Consider the following 16,845-nt stretch of genomic DNA (forward strand, 5'->3'; position numbering starts at 1 on the left):
GGGCGGGTGAGCGAGACCGTCTTCACCTATGCGGCGCCGGCCCTGAAGTTCGGGCGGGGGGCGTCCCGCGAGCTGGGCTACGACCTGTCCACGTGGGGGGCGCGGCGCGTGCTCCTGGTGACGGATCCGGGCGTCGCCGCGGTCGGGCACCCCGCGACCGTGGCGGAGGGCCTGGCGAAGCACGGCCTCGCCGTGACGACGTACGACGAGACCCATGTCGAGCCGACCGATGCGTCGCTGACGCACGCGGTGGAGTTCGCCCGGGCCGAGGGGCCGTTCGACGCGGTGGTCGCCGTCGGGGGCGGGTCGTCGATCGACACCGCGAAGGCGGTCGCCCTGCTGGTGACCAACCCCGGCGAGCTGATGGACTACATCAACGCACCGGTGGGGAATGCACGCGCCCCGGAGCACGCCCTGCTGCCGCTGGTCGCCGTACCGACGACCACCGGCACCGGCAGCGAGAGCACCACCATCTGCGTCATGGACGTGCTCGCGCTCAAGGTCAAGACCGGCATCAGCCACCCCGCGCTCCGGCCCCGGCTCGCGGTCGTCGACCCCGACCTCAGCGCCACCCAGCCGCCCGGCGTCACCGCGGCCGCCGGGATGGACATCCTGTGCCACGCGCTCGAGAGCTACACCGCGCGCTGGTACGCCGACTTCGACGCCAAGTCGCCCGAGCAACGGGTGCCCTACTGCGGCGCCAACCCGATCGCCGACCTGTGGTCCGAACGCGCGCTCGGGCTGCTCGCCGGTGCCTTCCGGTCCGCGGTCCGCGAGGGCGGGATGGCTCCGGAGGTGGCCGAGCAGATGGCGATGGCCGCGACCTTCGCGGGCCTGGGCTTCGGGAACGCCGGCGTGCACATCCCGCACGCCAACGCCTATCCGATCGCGGGTCGCGTGCGCGACTTCCGGCCGGCCGGCTATCCCGCGGGCGAGCCGATCGTGCCGCACGGCATCGCGGTCGCCCTCACGGCCCCCGAGGCGTTCCGGTTCACCTACGACGCCGCGCCGGACCGCCACCTGCGCGCCGCCCGGCTGCTGGACCCCGCAGCCGACGGCTCCGGTCCGGACGTCCTGCCGCGGACGCTGGCGACCCTGATGCGCGACATCGGGCTGCCCAACGGGCTGGGCGAGGTCGGCTACGGCGAGGCGGACGTCGACGACCTGGTCGCGGGTGCGGTCCAGCAGCAGCGGCTGCTCGCCACCGCGCCGAAGCCGGTCACCGAGGACGACCTCGCCGGCATCATCGGCTCCTCCCTGCGCCACTGGGCCGATTGAGTCGCGCGAGCGAGCAACCTCGGGGCATCCGGCGCGTCTTCTAGGTATGGGGAAGGGCATTGAGCAGACGGAGATTCGGGATGCGCAGGCTGGCGGTGATCGGCGAGGTCGGGACTGGTCCCGAGCACCTGGCCGCTGACCTGTACGCCGCGCACCGGCTCAACCTGGTGCGGCTGGCGGTGCTCCTCGTCGACGACCTCGGGTCTGCCGAGGACGTCGTGCACGACGTGTTCGCCGGGCTGCTGACCGGCGACAAGCAGCTGCGCGATCCGGACGCAGCCGTCGCCTACCTGCGGCGCGCGGTCGTCAACCGGGCTCGCTCGGCCTTGCGTCGCCGCCGTACCGCCCGGGCCTACACGCCGCCCGAGGAGGCGTCCCGAGCCGGCCCCGACGACCTGGCGCTGCTGAGCGAGGAGCACCGGGAGGTGTCCGCAGCCCTGCGGACCCTGCCGGCCCGACAGCGGGAGGTGCTGGTGCTGCGCTACTGGAGCGGCCTGTCGGAGATCGAGATCGCCGAGGCGCTCGGGATCTCCCGGGGCACCGTGAAGTCGACCGCGAGCCGCGCGCTCGCTTCTCTGGAGAAGAAGCTGGAGGGTGGGCGATGAGCGACATCGAGCTGCGTCTCCGCGACGCCCTGGCCGCTCGGGCCGAGCTGGTCCGACCCGAGGACCTCACCCTGGCGCCCGACCTCGAGCCGGGCGAGCCCGAGCCCGGAGCGTGGTGGCAGCGGCCCTCCGGCTACCTCCTCGTCGCGGCGATCGCGGTGATCGTGGTCGTGCTGCCGCTGCTCGCCCTGGCGGCGATCGACCCGGACGGCGAGAAGAGCCCGTCGGACCCGGCCACGGACCCCTCCGGCACGTTCACGATGACCGACCCGGTCCGGACCCTCGTCGCTCAGGACAAGGCCGACGTCGACGGCGACAGCGCGCTCGACGACGTCCGGGTGATGTCGCTCGAGGAGCCCGACGCGGTGCTGCCCGACTTCGACGTCGAGGTCGAGCTCTCGGCGAGCGGCGAGTCGGTGAGCTACCAGGTCGGCCAGGCCCGGGACGTCAAGATCGGGGCGACGGCCAACCTGGACGGCCGGGAGGGCGAGGAGATCGTGCTCGCACTCGACGCCGACACGGTCGACCTGCACCGCGCCCAGCCGCTGGTGGTCAGCCTCCGTGACGGCGAGCTGGTCTCGATCCTCACCGGGGATCTCCGCGCGCGCGGTCGGCCGGGCAGCGACGGCACCCGCACCTACTGGTGGGTGCACGACGGCCAGCTGTGGTGGTGGCGCAGCCAGGAGCCGGTGGCGGACGGCGAGGAGTCGCCGTACGCCGTCGAGGTGCTCCGGTTCCCCCGCGAGGCGATGCTTCGCGGGGTCGACCACGGCACCTGGTGCGTCACGAGTCTCGCGTCGACGCGGCTGCTCGAGTGCGCAGCACTAGATTGAGCGGGTGAGCTCCGCCGACGACCTGGTTGCCGAGCTGGCTCGCCGGGGCGTCGACGCCGACGACTCGACGCTCACCCGGGCGCTCTACTCCTCCGACGCCTCCCTCTACCGGGTGCTCCCGGCTGCCGTTGCCCGGCCGCGGCACCGCGACGACCTGGAGGCGGTGCTCGAGGTGGCCGCGGCTGCCGGGTCGTCGGTGACCATGCGCGGAGCAGGTACGTCGATCGCCGGCAACGCCGTGGGCGAGGGCATCGTGGTCGACACCCGCCGGCTGGACCGGGTGCTGGAGATCGACACCCTGGCCCGGACGGCGCGGGTCGAGCCCGGCGTCGTGCACGCCCAGCTCCAGAGAGCCGCGGCGGCCGTGCCCTCGGGGGGACTGCGCTACGGGCCGGACCCCTCCACCCACACCCGCTGCACGATCGGCGGCATGGTCGGCAACAACGCGTGCGGATCCCGCGCGCTCGGCTACGGACGCACCGCCGACACGATCGTCGAGGTCGACGTGCTCTGGGGCGACCGAACCGCCCGCACCGGCGAGGTCGAGACCCGGCTGGCGGCAGTGGTGGCGCGCGAGCTCGCCCACGTCCGGACGTCGTTCGGACGGTTCTCACGCCAGGTGTCGGGGTACTCGTTGGAGCACCTGCTGCCCGAGCGGCTGGCGGTGCCGCAGTTCTTCGCCGGGTCCGAGGGCACGCTCGGGCTGCTGCGTGAGGTCGTCGTGTCGCTGGTGCCCGAGGAGGCGCGGGACCTGCTGGTGCTCGGGTACCCGTCGATGGTCGACGCGGCGGACGCGGTGCCGGCGATCCTCGGAGGCGTCGCGGGTGACGCCCGGATCGTCGCCTGCGAGGGGCTCGACGCGCGGATCGTCGAGCTGGTGCGTGCCCGCGGCGGGGCGGTGCCGGAGTTGCCGCGGGGGAGTGGGTGGCTGTTCGTCGAGGTCGCCGGTCCGGAACGGGCCGGCGCGCTGTCATCGGTCGTCGCTGTGGCCGGCGCGCTCGACGCCCGGGTGGTCGGGTCGGTCGCGGAGGCGGCCGCACTGTGGCGGATCCGTGAGGACGGCGCGGGGTTGGCCGCGCGCAGCCTCGGCCGGCCGGCGCACTCGGGCTGGGAGGATGCCGCCGTCCCGCCCGACCGGCTCGGCGCCTGGCTGCGCGACTTCGACGCCCTGCTGCGGGAGCACCGGCTCGACGGCGTGCCCTACGGCCACTTCGGCGACGGCTGTGTGCACGTGCGGATCGACTTCGACTTCTCCGGCGGACCGCAGGCGTTCCGGGAGTTCCTGGTCGCCTGTGCCGAGCGGCTGCGGGAGCACGGCGGGTCGCTGTCGGGGGAGCACGGCGACGGTCGGGCGCGGTCGGAGCTGCTGCCGCTGATGTACGACGAGACGTCGCTCGCCCTCTTCGCCGCGGTCAAGCACGCGTGCGACCCGGAGGGGCTCCTCAACCCCGGCGTGCTGGTCGATCCCCGGCCGTTCGACGCCGACCTGCGGCCGGTGCGGCCCGTCCTGCTCGCCCCGGACCTGGCCGCGGAGGTGCACCGGTGCACCGGCGTCGGGAAGTGCGTGGCGCCCGCTCCCGCCGGGGTGATGTGCCCGTCGTACGTCGCCACCCGGGACGAGAAGGACTCGACCCGCGGGCGCGCCCGGGTGCTGCAGGAAGCGGTCACCGGCGCGCTGCCGGGCGGCCTCGCCGACCCGGCGGTGCACGAGGCGCTCGACCTCTGCCTGTCCTGCAAGGGCTGCCTGTCGGACTGCCCGACCGGCGTCGACATGGCGGAGTACAAGTCCGAGGTGCTGCACCAGACCTACTCCCGCCGCAGGAGGCCGCGCTCCCACTACGCCCTCGGTGCGCTGCCGCGGTGGGCACGGTGGGGCGCGCCGCTGGCGAGGCTCGGAAACCCGGCGCTGCGCGGCGGGCCGCTCGCGAAGCTGGCCAAGGTGGTGGCGGGCGTGGACGAGCGGCGGTCGCTGCCGGTGCTGGCGTCGCCGCGGTTCAGGAAGGCGTCGGCGGTGGTGACGGGAAGGCTTTCGGCCGGCGGGGGTCTCGATACGCCCTCGCCTAGCGGCTCGGGCTACTCGAGCACCGAGACCCCCGACGTATGGGTGTGGGCGGACTCGTTCACGGAGTACTTCCGCACCGGTCCCGGGCTCGCGGCGATCGGGTACCTCGAGGGCGCCGGCCTCACGGTGCGGGTGATCGACGAGCCCGCGTGCTGCGCGCTGACCTGGACGTCGACGGGACAGCGCGACACCGCGCGCAAGATCCTGGACCGCACCCGGGAGGTCCTGACGCCGTACGTCGACAGCGGGGTGCCGGTGCTGGGCATCGAGCCGTCCTGCACGGCCGCGCTGCGGTCGGACGCCGGCCTGGGCGTCGTCACCTTGGGCGAGCTGGTGACCCGGCTCGACCTCCCGCTGCCGGACCTCAACGGGGTGAGCGTCGTCGCCCAGCCCCACTGCCACCACTCGTCGGTGCTCGGCTGGGCCACCGACCACGCGCTGCTCGAGCGGGCCGGCGCGACCGTGACGGTGGTGCCCGGCTGCTGTGGGCTGGCCGGCAACTGGGGGGTCGAGAAGGGCCACTACGAGGCTTCGGTCGCCGTCGCCGAGTCCCACCTGCTGCCGGCGGTGCGCTCGGCTCTCGAGGCCGACCCCGCGACCGTCGTCCTCGCCGACGGCCTGTCGTGCGCGCTCCAGCTCGACGACCTCGCACAGGTGCAGGCGCTGCACCTCGCCGAGCTGCTGGGTCGGTAGATTGACCGGGTGAACCCCCGCCAACGTCGACTCGTCATCCCGGTCGCGCTGGTGGCACTGCTGGTGATCGTCGTCGTCGCGGCCATCCTCAAGTGATCGGTCTCCCATGAGCTCCACCACCGAGCCGCTGGCCGAGGGCCTCGCCCGGATCCGGGACCACCTGCTCGACCCGGACTCACTGGTGCGCGGGCTGGGATCGGGCCGGCAGAAGGGTCAGCAGCCGCGGTGGCGTCGCGCCGAGCTGCGGTGGGTGGACCTGAAGGCGGGACGGCACCTGCAGGTCACGACGTACGACGCCACCCAGGCCTACGTCGCCAACCACCTGGTCGGCGACGCGGCCGGTGCCGCAGTGGATGCGCTGCTGGCCGAGCCGTTCGGCAACTGGCACGTCGAGACCACGACCGAGGTGCACCAGCTGAGGGTGACCAAGAAACTCGACGCGATCACCCACACGTCCGGTCGGGCGGCACCGGTCGAGGCCGTCCGGGCCCACGACCGGGAGAAGGAGCGGCTCCTGCCCGGCGACGACCCGGTGCTGGCGGCGCTCGGGCTGGCCGACGCGCAGGGTCGGATCAAGCCGAGCCGGCAGGCGAAGTACCGCCAGGTCGAGGAGTTCGTGCGGATCCTCGACGCGTCGATCACCGAGGCGCTCGGCAACCAGCTGCGCACGCCCACGCCGGACGACCCGCTGCGGATCGTCGACCTGGGGTGCGGCAACGGCTACCTGACCTTCGCCGCACACCGTTACCTGACCCAGCAGCGCGGGCTGCCGGTACGGCTGGTCGGCGTCGACGTGAAGCAGCAATCGGCCGAGCACAACGGACGGGTGGCCGACGACCTCGGCATCGTCGCGGACTTCGTGGTGGGCACCATCGCCGGCGCGATCCTTCCGGAGCGCGACCAGCAGCCGGACGTCGTCCTGGCTCTGCACGCGTGCGACACCGCCACCGACGAGGCACTCGCCCGTGCGATCGAGTGGCGGGCGCCGCTGGTGCTGGCCGCGCCGTGCTGCCATCACGACGTCGCCGCCCAGCTGCGCAAGGCGCCGGCCCCGGCGCCGTACTCGTCCCTCACCCGGCACGGCATCCTCCGTGAGCGCTTCGCGGACACCTTGACCGACGCGCTGCGGGAGATGCTCCTGCGGCTGTCCGCCTACCGCGTCGACGTCATGCAGTTCGTCGAGAGCAAGCACACGCCGCGCAACACGCTGCTGCGCGCCGTCCGGACCGGCGCCGCGGCGGACCCCGCACTGCGGCAGGACTACGACGACCTGGTCGCGACCTGGCAGGTCACGCCGCGGCTCGCCGTCCTGCTCGGGTCCGCCGGGGTCTCGACCGGTTCGATCGACGAGGTGGGGTGAGCCGGTTGGAGAAGGTCCTGGCGGCACTGGCGGTGCTGCCGTTCGGTCTCGGGTTCACCGCCAGCGAGAGCAGGCCGGGCGCCGAGGTGGTGTTCTCGTTCGCCGACCCCGAGATCGTCGAGTCGAGCGGGCTGGCGGTCCAGAACGGCCTGTTCGCGACGGTCAACGACTCCGGCGACGTGGGGCGGGTGTTCACCGTCGACCCGGCCGACGGCAGCACCGTGGCGGTGACGTCGTGGGACGGCGAGCCCGAAGACGTCGAGGCGATGTCGCTGCTGCCGGGCGGTGACGTCCTGGTCGGCGACATCGGGGACAACCTGGCGCAGCGGGACTCGGTCGAGGTGCTCCGGATGCCGTTCGGCGAGGACGGCTCGGTCGACCCGGCCACCTACGAGCTGACCTATCCGGACGGTCCCCACGACGCCGAGGCGCTGCTGGTGCACCCCGGCACGGGGCAGGTGCTGGTCGTCGCGAAGGAGTTCATCGGCCGCATCTACGCCGCGCCGAAGCGGCTCGACCCCGACCGTCCGAACCGGATGCGGCTGCTCGGCGAGGTACGGCCGATCGCGACCGACGGGGCCTTCCTCCCGGACGGCGAGGCCTTCGTGCTCCGCGGCTACGACACCGCCACGTTCTACCGCTGGCCGTCGCTGGAGGAGGTCGGCGAGATCCCGCTCCCCGACCAGGAGCAGGGCGAGGGCATCGCCGTCGACAGGGACGGCGCGGTCTTCGTCAGTTCCGAGGGCCAGCACAGCGAGGTGCTGCGGATCGCGCTGCCGCGATGGCTGCGGTCCGCGCTCGAGCCGAAGGACCCCCCAGGGGACGGCTCAGGGGAGGGCCCGACGACCGACGACGGGGATCCGGTGACGGCCACCGACAGGGACGAGCCGGCGGAGGAGATCGAACGGCCGTTCTGGCCGTGGGCGGTCGGCGGCATCGTCGGGGTCGTCGTCATCCTGGTGCTGGTCCGCGCGCTCCGCCCGCGCTGATCCCGCGCCGCATAGGGCGGAGTGTCGGCGCGGGCTGACACGATGACCGGCGTGACGACCTACGACTTCGCGGCACCGCTGTGGCGGTGGGAGGCGAAGGACGAGGGGACGTCGGGGGCGTGGTACTTCCTGAGCCTGCCGTTCGACGTCTCCGACGAGATCGAGGCGATCGCCGGCCCGGGCAAGGGGTTCGGCAGTGTCCGGGTCGAGGTCACGGTCGGCGCGAGCACCTGGCGGACGTCCGTCTTCCCCAGCGGTGAGCGCAAGACCTACGTGCTGCCGGTGAAGAAGGCGGTGCGCGTCGCCGAGGGGCTCGACGAGGACAGCGAGGCGACCGTGCGCCTGTCGCTGGTCTGAACCCACCTGCAACCGGCTATCTTCAGCCCGTGCTGCTGCGCCGGACATCTCCCGACCAGGCGGGCTGGACCCGCCGTCGGGCCGGGAAAGGCTTCGTCTACCTCGACGAGCGCGGTGAGCGGCTCGGGGAGGAGGACGCCGCGCGCTGTCGCGCGCTGGTGATCCCGCCCGCATGGCGGGACGTGTGGATCTGTCCCTATCCGCGGGGCCACCTCCAGGCGGTCGGGACCGACGAGGCGGGCCGGCGGCAGTACATCTACCACCCGGCGTGGGTCGAGCAGCGTTCGGCCGAGAAGTACGACCGGGTGATGCGGTTCGGTCGCCGGCTGCCCCGTGTGCGGCAGCGGGTGCTCACCGACCTGGCCCTCGGCGACGTGTGCGAGGAGGTCGGCTGCGCGCTCGCCGTACGGCTGCTCGACCTCGGCTACTTCCGGATCGGCAACGACGTCTACGCCATGGAGAACGGCTCGTTCGGGCTGACCACCTTGGAGCGCAGGCACGTGCGACGGCAGCGCGACGTGCTCGTCTTCCAGTTCACCGGCAAGTCCGGCGTCGAGCACCGGACCGAGGTCGACGACCCGGTCGTCGTCGAGCTGCTGGACCGGATGCGGCGCCGTCGCTCGAGCTCGGACCCGAGCCTGCTCTGCTTCCGCGTCGGTCGGCGCTGGCGCTCGCTCACCCCCGAGCTCGTCAACGAGTACCTCCGCGAGGTCAGCGGGCTCGACGCATCGGCCAAGGACTTCCGCACCTGGCACGCGACCGTGATCGCTGCGGCCGCGCTCGCCGAGGCGCCGGGCCCGGAGGCGAGCAAGACCGCGCGCAAGCGGGCCGTGGCCGCGACCATGCGGGAGGTCGCGGAGTACCTCGGCAACACCCCGACCCTGGCCCGGTCGGCATACGTCGATCCGCGGGTGATCGACGCCTACGACGAGGGCCGCACCATCCGGAGCGCCGTCCGGCGGACGTACGAAGACCCCGACCAGCGCCAGGCCGGATTGGAGCGCGCCCTCCTGCGTCTGATCGGGTGAGATGGCAGGCTCGGGCCATGGAGATCGATGTCGTCGAGGGAGACATCACCCAGCAGGACGTCGACGCGGTCGTCAACGCCGCCAACATCCGGATGCGCGGGGGCGCCGGTGTCGACGGCGCGATCCACGCGGCCGGCGGGCCGGCGGTCCTCGAGGACTGCGTACGTCGCTTCCCCGACGGCCTCGCCACCGGTGACGCGGGCTGGACCACCGCCGGGCTGATGGCCGCACGCTGGGTGATTCACGTGGTCGGCCCCAACTACAACGCGGGACAGCGGGACCGCTCCCTCCTGACGTCCTGCTACCGCCGTGCGCTCGAGGTCGCCGACGAGCTGGGAGCGACGACGATCGCCTTCCCGCTGATCAGCGCAGGGGTCTACGGCTGGCCGCGCGACGACGCGATCGACGCGGCCCTGGAAACGCTCCGAACCACCCCCACGAACGTGGAGACCGCCCGTATGGTGGCGTTCGGCCGGTCGGCGTACGACCGGATCCGCAGCAGGATGGAGGACTGACCGCGTGGGCGTGGACATGGCCGACGAAGCACTGGAGCCGGCAGCGAGAGTCGCCGTCGATGGGCCGCGGGTGGCCGGCGTCCTCGGCTACGTCGCCGCACTCGCGACGTACATGTACTTCTGGGGGCTTCCCAAGCAGGCGGTCGAGGTCGTCGGCTGGATCTGGCTGGGGACCGTGGCGTGGGACGTGCGGCGACCGGTGCGCGAACATCTCCGGTTCCTCCGTGACTGGTGGCCGCCGTTCGCCGTCCTGCTGGTGTACCTCTACAGCCGCGGCCTCTCCGACGACCTCGGAGTCTTCAGCGTCCATGTCACCGAGCCGATCGAGGCCGAACGGTGGCTCTTCGGCGGCACCCTCCCCACCGAGTACCTCCAGGCCGAGCTCTGCGGCGTCCCGTGCGACCGGTCGATGCCGCCGCGGTGGTACGACGTCGTGCTCACCACCGTCTACTACTCCCACTTCTTCGCGGCGCTCGGAGTCGCCGCGTACCTCTGGAAGCGCAACCGCCCGCAGTGGGTGCGCTACATGCGGCGCTACCTGCTGATCATCAGCTCAGCGGTGGTCTGCTTCATGGTCTACCCGATGGCGCCGCCGTGGATGGCTTCTCGTGACGGCTACATCACCGAGGACATCTCGCGGATCACCGGGCGCGGCTGGTTCGACCTCAGCAAGTCGACCGGCGGCACTGCCCACCAGAGCATCTCGGCGGTCGGCAACCAGGTCGCCGCGATGCCGTCGCTCCACGCCGGTCTCGCCATCTTCGTGGCATGGTGGGGGATCTCCCGGCTCCGCAGTGGCTGGCGGTGGCTGCTGCTCCTCTATCCGCTCGCGATGTCCTTCATGCTCGTCTACTACGCCGAGCACTACGTCATCGACGCCATCGCGGGTGGGCTGCTGGTGGCAGCGGCGATGGGCGCCTGCGCGCTGTGGGAGAAGCGACGACCTACGCCGCCGGTGGTCGAGTAGCCCGAGCCCCGCTCGCCGAGCGCCGCTCGGCGTGCAACCTCAGAGGTTCTCGACGACCCAGTCGATGCACCGGGTGAGCGCCTCGACGTCGGCCGGGTCGACGGCGGGGTACATCGCGATCCGCAGCTGGTTGCGACCCAGCTTGCGGTAGGGCTCGGTGTCGACGATGCCGTTGGCGCGAAGCACCTTGGCGACCTCGGCCGCGTCGATCGCCTCGTCGAAGTCGATGGTGCCGATGACGAGCGAGCGATGGCTCGGGTCGGCGACGTACGGCGTGGTGTACGACGTCCGCTCGGCCCAGCCGTAGAGCGTGTTGGACGACTCGGTGGTGCGCTCCACCATCCCCTTGAGCCCGCCGAGGCTGTTCATCCAGTCCAGCTGCTCGGCCATCAGGAAGAGGGTGGCGACCGACGGGGTGTTGTAGGTCTGGTTCTTCGCCGAGTTGTCGATCGCGGTCGGCAGGTCGAAGAACGCCGGGATGTGCCGGTCGCTCGCGCCGATCCGGGCAGCCCGCTCGAGGGCGGCCGGCGACATCAGGGCGACCCAGAGGCCACCATCGGAGGCGAAGCACTTCTGCGGGGCGAAGTAGTAGGCGTCGACCTGGGCGAGGTCGACCGGCAGGCCGCCCGCGCCCGAGGTCGCGTCGACGAGGACCAACGCACCGTCGTCGGCACCCTGGGGCCGCACGACCGGCGCCATCACGGCGGTCGAGGTCTCGTTGTGTGCCCAGCCGTAGGCGTCGACGCCAGGCTCGGCGACCGGGTCCGGGCGGGTGCCCGGGTCGGACTTGATGACCGACGGGGTCTCGAGCCACGGCGCCAGCTCGGCGGCCTTGGCGAACTTGGACGAGAACTCGCCGAAGCTGAGGTGCTGGCTCTTCCTCTCGATCAGGCCGAACGTCGCGATGTCCCAGAACGCGGTGGCGCCGCCGTTGCCCAGCACGACCTGATAGCCCTCGGGCAGGTCGAACAGCGCGGCGAGGCCCTCGCGGACGCGGCCGACGGTGTTCTTCACCGGGGCCTGGCGGTGGGAGGTGCCCATCAGGTCGGCACCGGTCGCGGCGAGCGCGTCGAGGTGGCTGGTCTGGATCTTCGACGGGCCGGCGCCGAACCGGCCGTCGGCGGGCTTGAGGTCCTCGGGCAGTGTCATCGAGGGGGCGAGGGCGTCGGTCACTTCATCAACCTTCTCATCGAGGGACGATCGCTGACGACGCTGTCAGAGGTACCAGTGTGACAGCCGCGTGACGACGGTGATAAATCGGTAGCTGTGATGGACGGATGACCGACGTGGTGCTCGACCTCCGGATTGCGGCGTACGGCGACGCCGACGCGACCGCGCTGGTCGCCCGGGTCCAGGAGGAGTACGTCGATCGCTACGGCGGGCCCGACGAGACGCCGCTCGATCCTTCGATGTTCGACCCGCCGAACGGGCTGTTCCTCGTCGCCTACCTCGACGGCGTCCCGGTCGGCACGGGTGCCTGGCGACGGACGTCGGTCCTCGCGCTGGGCGGCTCGCTCGGCGCCGAGATCAAGCGGATGTACGTCGTACCCGAGCACCGAGGCAGGGGACTCGCCCGCCGGATCCTCGCCGAGCTCGAGTCGACCGCGGCCGCCGCCGGCTACGACCTGCTCGTCCTCGAGACCGGTCTGATGCAGCCGGAGGCGATCGGGCTCTACGAGTCGTCCGGCTACCTGCCGATCGAGCGCTTCGGGCACTACCGGGACAGCGAGGTCAACCGCTGCTTCGGGAAGCGATTGTGACGCACCAGAGGTTTGCCGGTCCTCCGAACGGTTACCGCCCACAGAACCAAGGAGGGACTCATGGACACCTGGATCTGGATCCTGATCGCCGTGGTGGCGCTGGTGATCATCGCCGCGGTCGTGGTGATGGCACTGAAGAAGAAGCGTGAGGTCGGCCGCGAGCGGGCGGTGGCCATCCGCACCGAGGCCGCGCAGCACGACCCCGAGCTGCGCAAGCGTGAGGCCGAGGCGCAGACTGCGGCAGCGGAGGCGGAGCGGATGCGGGCCGAGGCCGACCAGCTCGAGATGATCGCCCAGGAGCAGCACGAAGAGGTGGCGGACGACCGGAGCACGATGGACGAGCGGCTCCGCGAGGCGGACCGCCTCGACCCCGACGCGCCGAAGCACAGGGACGCCTGATCGACTAGGAGCCGGCGATCGCGCGCAGCGCCTCGAGGTGCGCGGCGTACGCCTTGCGACCCGCCTTCGTCAGCGACAGCCAGGTGCGCGGCCATTTGCCGACGTGTCCCTTGCGGACCTTGACGTAGCCGGCGCCCTCGAGCACGCGCGTCTGCTTGGAGAGCGCCGAGTCGGAGATCTCGACCCGGTCGCGCACCACGCGGAACTCGGCCTCGTCGACCGACGCCAGCGTGGCCACGAATTCTCGTCAGGCCACGTCGCGCCGCCGGACGACGACGACGCTGACCGCGACTGCGACCACGATGTAGATCGCTACGGTGATCGCGGCCTGCGTGCCGGAGACGGTGTCGAGCACACCCGGCGGCGTGTCGACGCCGTCGACCCCGACGATCGAGCCGATCAGAGAGCCGCCGGCGGTGCCGGGCAGCACGGTGGTCAGGCTCTCGATCCACCCGAGGAGCTGGCCCACGCCGCGCAGCAGGTTCTCCACGACCAGCGCCCAGACCAGGCCGAGTCCGACCGAGAGCGCAGGGCCGCGGGCGATGGTGCCGAGCGCGAAGCCGATCAGCGCCCACATCTCCATCAGCAGGAAGCCGGCGCCGGCTGCCTCGCCTACCGAGGCGAGCGACGGCATCACGATGTCCTGGGACTCGGTCGTCGCGACCAGCAGCGACAGCCCAAGGTCCAAGGCGAACGACGCCACCAGGGTCGCGACCACGAAGACGGTCAGCGCGCCCAGCGAGCCGAGGATCGCACCCGACCGGTGCGCGCCCAGGGAGAACACGGTCTTCCAGGTCCCCCAGCCGTAGCCGTTGCCGGCCACGATCGCACCCAGCACCATCACCAGCGCGCCGCCGAACATCGGCATGCCCTGGAGGAACACGTTCGGAGCGTTCGCCGGCATCATCTCGGCCAGCAGCGCCGCCTGGCTCGCGCCCTCGTTGGTGAACGAGTTGTCGCCGGTGGCGTAGGACAGGTAGTTGAACAGGTAGCCGAACATCAGGCTCAACGTCAGCCAGGTGCCGAGCGTGATCCAGACCGCCGGCCACTTCCGCAGCCGGAGCAGCTCGGCGCGGGTGCTCCGGCCGACGCCGGTCAGCAGGCCGCCAGTGGCAGGTGCGGTGGGGGTAGGCGCGGGTGCGGTGGTGGTCATGACACGGGCTCCTTGTCGACGGAGGTCGGGGCTGGGACGGTGGTCATCTCGAAGAAGACCTCTTCGAGGCTGCGCTCGGCGGGCGTGACCTCGAGTACGTCGACGCCGGCCTGGACCAGCTCGCGGACCACGTGGGGAGCGGCGTCGGCGGGGAGGTCGAGCGCCAGCCCGGTGGGGGTGCGCCGTACGCCGTCGTCACCGGCCAGCCGCATCGCGACCGCGAGCGCCTCCGGCTCCGGGGTGGCCCGGACCCGCAGCGACGAACCGCCGCGCATCTCGGCCACCGTCGACTCGCGCAGCAGCCGGCCGTTGTTGATGACGCCGACCCGGTCGCAGATCTCCTGGACCTCGGCCAGCAGGTGGCTGGAGAGCAGCACGGTCTGCCCGCCGCGGGCGAGGTCGACGACCAGCGCCCGCATGTCGGCCATGCCGGCCGGGTCGAGCCCGTTGGTCGGCTCGTCGAGCACGACCAGCTCCGGGTCGCCCATCAGCGCGGCGGCGACGCCGAGCCGCTGCTTCATGCCGAGCGAGTAGCCCTTGTACTTGTCGGTGGCCCGTCCTGCCAGGTCGACCCGCTCGAGCACGCGCTCCACCTCCGCGTCGGCGAACCCGCGGAACCGGGCGACCGTGCGCAGGTTGTCGCGTCCGGACAGGTAGGGATGGAAGCCGGGTCCCTCGATCAGGGCGCCGACCCTGAGGTCGGGGTGGGGGCGCCCGGCGGGGCGTCCCAGGATGCTCGCGGAACCGGCGGTGGGCCGGACCAACCCGAGCAGCATCCGCAGCGTGGTGGTCTTGCCGGCCCCGTTGGGGCCGAGGAAGCCGTACACCTCGCCGCGCCGCACGGTCATGCTGACGTTGTCGACGGCGACGCGATCGCCGTACCTCTTCGTCAGCGCTTCGGTGGTGACCACGGGGGTCTGGCTAGTTCTCATCTCTTGGCGGTCCATGGCTCCACCGTGCCGTCGGCGCGGCCGCAGCGCGTCCGTCGTCGCGCGGCTCCCGGCTACGCGGTTCTGCGTACGGCGACCGCTCCCCGCGCCGTACGACGGACCGGAGGAGCCGGTCTAGCCTCGCTGTCATGTCCCACCTGACCGCGGCCGACCTCTCGCGCGCCCACCGGTCGTGGTGGCCGTGGGCGGTCCTGGTGATCGTGCTCCTGGGGACGGCGGCCACCAACCGGCGCTCCGACCTGGACTACCCGGTGTTCGGCGGGGTGCTGCTCGCGGTGCTGGCAGCGGCACCGGCGGTGCTTCCCGGCCTGACCGGTCGCCGAGCGGTCGCTGCGCTCCCGATCTCCGGTGCGCTCTGCGGGCTGTACTTCGCCGCAGGCTACAGCGACGGCCCGATCTTCCTGGCGCTGCCGACGGTGACGTTCATGGTCGCGACCGCGGTGCCGGTGCGGTCGTGGCTGCCTCCCGCGCTCGCGGCTTGTGCCCTGATGGGGACCGGACTGTGGCTGCGGTGGCTGTGGTGGTCCGACGAGCCGCACAAGAGCCTGTGGCAGGTCGTCGGCATGCTCGGGATCGTCATGGCCGCGGGCGCCGTCGCGACCGCGACCCGCAACCGGTTCGAGGCGCGTGCCGAACGGGCCGAGCGGACCGTCACCGAGGAGCGGCTCCGGATGGCGCAGGACCTGCACGACGGTGTCGGACACGGGCTGGCCGTGATCGCGATGCAGGCGGGCGTGGCGCTGCACGTCCTCGACCGGGACCCGGCGAAGGCTCGGGCCAGCCTCGAGGCGATCCGGGACACCAGCCGGGAGTCGCTCGAGGCGCTGCGATCGGAGCTGGCGGCGATGGCGGGGAGCGCTCCACGTCGACCGTCCGCCGGGCTGGAGGACCTGCCCGCCCTGCTCGAGCGGGTGCGGGCCGCGGGCCTGCGTGTCGACGTCGCGGGGGGCCCCGGTCAGCTGCCCGACCCGGTCGCCCAGGTCGCCTACGTCGTGGTGCAGGAGGCGCTCACCAACGTGCTGCGGCACGCGGCCGCCACCAGCGCGACCGTCGAGTGGACCCGCGGGGTCGACCGGGTGGTGCTGGCCGTGCGCGACGACGGGCGCGGCGGCGCGGTGCAGGATGAGGGCATGGGCATCAGCGGGATGCGCGCGCGGGTGACCGCGCTCGGCGGCTCGCTCCGGGCGGGGCCGGTCGCGGGCGGCGGGTTCGAAGTCGTCGCGGAGCTGCCCGGATGACGATCCGGGTGGCGCTCGTCGACGACCAGCCCCTGGTGCGGATGGGCCTGGCGACCCTCATCGACGCCGAGCCCGATCTCGAGCTGGCCGGGGAGGCGGGGGACGGCCGGGAAGCCCTCGGCATGCTGCGTCGTACCCGGCCCGACGTGGTGCTCTGCGACATCCGGATGCCGGTCCGCGACGGTCTCGAGCTGCTCGCCGACGTGACCGCGGACCCGGACCTCCGGGACGTGAGGGTGGTGATGCTGACGACGTTCGAGCTCGACGAGTACGTCTTCGAGGCGCTCCGGCACGGCGCCAGCGGCTTCCTGCTCAAGGACGCCGAGCCGGCCGACCTCCTGGGCGCGATCCGGGCCGTCGCCGACGGCGGCTCGCTGCTGGCGCCGTCGGTCACCCGCACCGTGATCCAGCACTTCGGCTCCCGCCCGGCCACCCGGCCGCACCCGCGGATCGACGACCTGACCGAGCGCGAGCGGGAGATCCTCGGCTGGGTCGCCACCGGCCGGTCGAACGCCGAGATCGCCGACGAGCTGGTGGTGAGTCCGGACACCGTCCGCACCCACGTCAGCCGGGCGATGGTGAAGCTAGGTGCGCGCGACCGAGCTCAACTGGTCGTTTGGGCTATCGAGTCCGGCCTTTCGTACTGACCTCCGGCGAT

The 16,845-nt window shown here is 72.4% G+C and carries 18 protein-coding genes; 14 read left to right on the forward strand and 4 right to left on the reverse strand.

The features are described from left to right. The first annotated feature begins 6 nt into the window (after positions 1-6). From SHK19_RS02350 to SHK19_RS02395, 10 genes are all read left to right on the forward strand, one after another. The gene (locus SHK19_RS02350; RefSeq protein WP_322937726.1) at positions 7-1,278 is read left to right on the forward strand and encodes a hydroxyacid-oxoacid transhydrogenase; all 1,272 of its coding nucleotides are present in this window, start codon (positions 7-9) and stop codon (positions 1,276-1,278) included. A gap of 80 nt (positions 1,279-1,358) precedes the next feature. Beyond that, a complete protein-coding gene (locus SHK19_RS02355) occupies positions 1,359-1,883 on the forward strand; it encodes a SigE family RNA polymerase sigma factor (RefSeq protein WP_322937727.1) in 525 nt (174 codons plus the stop codon). Next, the gene (locus SHK19_RS02360) at positions 1,880-2,716 is read left to right on the forward strand and encodes a hypothetical protein (RefSeq protein ID WP_322937728.1); all 837 of its coding nucleotides are present in this window, start codon (positions 1,880-1,882) and stop codon (positions 2,714-2,716) included. Before SHK19_RS02355 ends, SHK19_RS02360 begins: the two co-directional genes overlap by 4 nt. A 4-nt stretch (positions 2,717-2,720) precedes the next feature. After that, on the forward strand, positions 2,721-5,471 hold the full coding sequence (locus tag SHK19_RS02365; protein ID WP_322937729.1) for an FAD-binding and (Fe-S)-binding domain-containing protein: 2,751 nt from the start codon (positions 2,721-2,723) through the stop codon (positions 5,469-5,471). A gap of 106 nt (positions 5,472-5,577) precedes the next feature. Next, positions 5,578-6,831, forward strand: coding sequence for a class I SAM-dependent methyltransferase (locus SHK19_RS02370; protein WP_322457680.1), 1,254 nt, complete (start codon positions 5,578-5,580; stop codon positions 6,829-6,831). Next, positions 6,828-7,820: an SMP-30/gluconolactonase/LRE family protein gene (locus SHK19_RS02375; protein WP_322457681.1), complete on the forward strand. Its 993-nt coding sequence runs from the start codon at positions 6,828-6,830 to the stop codon at positions 7,818-7,820. The genes SHK19_RS02370 and SHK19_RS02375 overlap by 4 nt, the downstream gene beginning before the upstream one ends. A 42-nt stretch (positions 7,821-7,862) precedes the next feature. Next, entirely contained in the window at positions 7,863-8,177 is a 315-nt protein-coding gene (locus SHK19_RS02380) for a DUF1905 domain-containing protein (RefSeq protein ID WP_322457682.1), read from the forward strand. Positions 8,178-8,206: 29 nt separating this feature from the next. After that, positions 8,207-9,205: a DNA topoisomerase IB gene (locus SHK19_RS02385; protein WP_322457683.1), complete on the forward strand. Its 999-nt coding sequence runs from the start codon at positions 8,207-8,209 to the stop codon at positions 9,203-9,205. A 17-nt stretch (positions 9,206-9,222) separates the two neighbouring features. Further along, positions 9,223-9,720: an O-acetyl-ADP-ribose deacetylase gene (locus SHK19_RS02390; protein WP_322457684.1), complete on the forward strand. Its 498-nt coding sequence runs from the start codon at positions 9,223-9,225 to the stop codon at positions 9,718-9,720. Between the two features lie 4 nt (positions 9,721-9,724). Further along, complete coding sequence (locus tag SHK19_RS02395; RefSeq protein WP_322457685.1) at positions 9,725-10,687, forward strand: phosphatase PAP2 family protein; 963 nt, start codon at positions 9,725-9,727, stop codon at positions 10,685-10,687. 39 nt (positions 10,688-10,726) lie between these two features. Here the strand turns inward: SHK19_RS02395 and serC are convergent, their stop codons facing one another. Then, a complete protein-coding gene (gene serC / locus SHK19_RS02400) occupies positions 10,727-11,836 on the reverse strand; it encodes a phosphoserine transaminase (protein WP_405030481.1) in 1,110 nt (369 codons plus the stop codon). A 128-nt stretch (positions 11,837-11,964) separates the two neighbouring features. Between serC and SHK19_RS02405 the strand changes: the two genes are divergently transcribed. Both SHK19_RS02405 and SHK19_RS02410 read left to right on the forward strand, forming a co-directional pair. Next, entirely contained in the window at positions 11,965-12,447 is a 483-nt protein-coding gene (locus SHK19_RS02405) for a GNAT family N-acetyltransferase (protein ID WP_322457687.1), read from the forward strand. A gap of 60 nt (positions 12,448-12,507) precedes the next feature. Then, the gene (locus SHK19_RS02410; RefSeq protein WP_322457688.1) at positions 12,508-12,846 is read left to right on the forward strand and encodes a hypothetical protein; all 339 of its coding nucleotides are present in this window, start codon (positions 12,508-12,510) and stop codon (positions 12,844-12,846) included. A gap of 4 nt (positions 12,847-12,850) precedes the next feature. On the opposite strand, the gene SHK19_RS02415 is transcribed toward SHK19_RS02410, so the two are convergent. From SHK19_RS02415 to SHK19_RS02425, 3 genes are read right to left on the reverse strand one after another with little or no spacing between them, the layout of a single operon-like run. Beyond that, positions 12,851-13,084 carry a winged helix-turn-helix domain-containing protein gene (locus tag SHK19_RS02415; RefSeq protein WP_322457689.1) on the reverse strand — a complete coding sequence of 78 codons (234 nt, stop codon included), beginning with the start codon at positions 13,082-13,084 and terminating at the stop codon, positions 12,851-12,853. A gap of 9 nt (positions 13,085-13,093) precedes the next feature. After that, positions 13,094-13,999 carry an ABC transporter permease gene (locus SHK19_RS02420; protein ID WP_322457690.1) on the reverse strand — a complete coding sequence of 302 codons (906 nt, stop codon included), beginning with the start codon at positions 13,997-13,999 and terminating at the stop codon, positions 13,094-13,096. Then, entirely contained in the window at positions 13,996-14,910 is a 915-nt protein-coding gene (locus SHK19_RS02425) for an ABC transporter ATP-binding protein (RefSeq protein WP_322457691.1), read from the reverse strand. The genes SHK19_RS02420 and SHK19_RS02425 overlap by 4 nt, the downstream gene beginning before the upstream one ends. Before the next feature lie 167 nt (positions 14,911-15,077). Here SHK19_RS02425 and SHK19_RS02430 point away from each other — a divergent pair, with 167 nt between their 5' ends. Then, positions 15,078-16,187: a sensor histidine kinase gene (locus SHK19_RS02430; protein WP_322457692.1), complete on the forward strand. Its 1,110-nt coding sequence runs from the start codon at positions 15,078-15,080 to the stop codon at positions 16,185-16,187. Next, positions 16,184-16,834, forward strand: a complete 651-nt coding sequence (locus SHK19_RS02435) for a response regulator transcription factor (protein WP_322937730.1) — start codon at positions 16,184-16,186, stop codon at positions 16,832-16,834. The genes SHK19_RS02430 and SHK19_RS02435 overlap by 4 nt, the downstream gene beginning before the upstream one ends. Positions 16,835-16,845 lie beyond the last annotated feature (11 nt).

It is taken from the genome of Nocardioides bizhenqiangii, assembly GCF_034661235.1.
Classification (GTDB): domain Bacteria; phylum Actinomycetota; class Actinomycetes; order Propionibacteriales; family Nocardioidaceae; genus Nocardioides; species Nocardioides bizhenqiangii.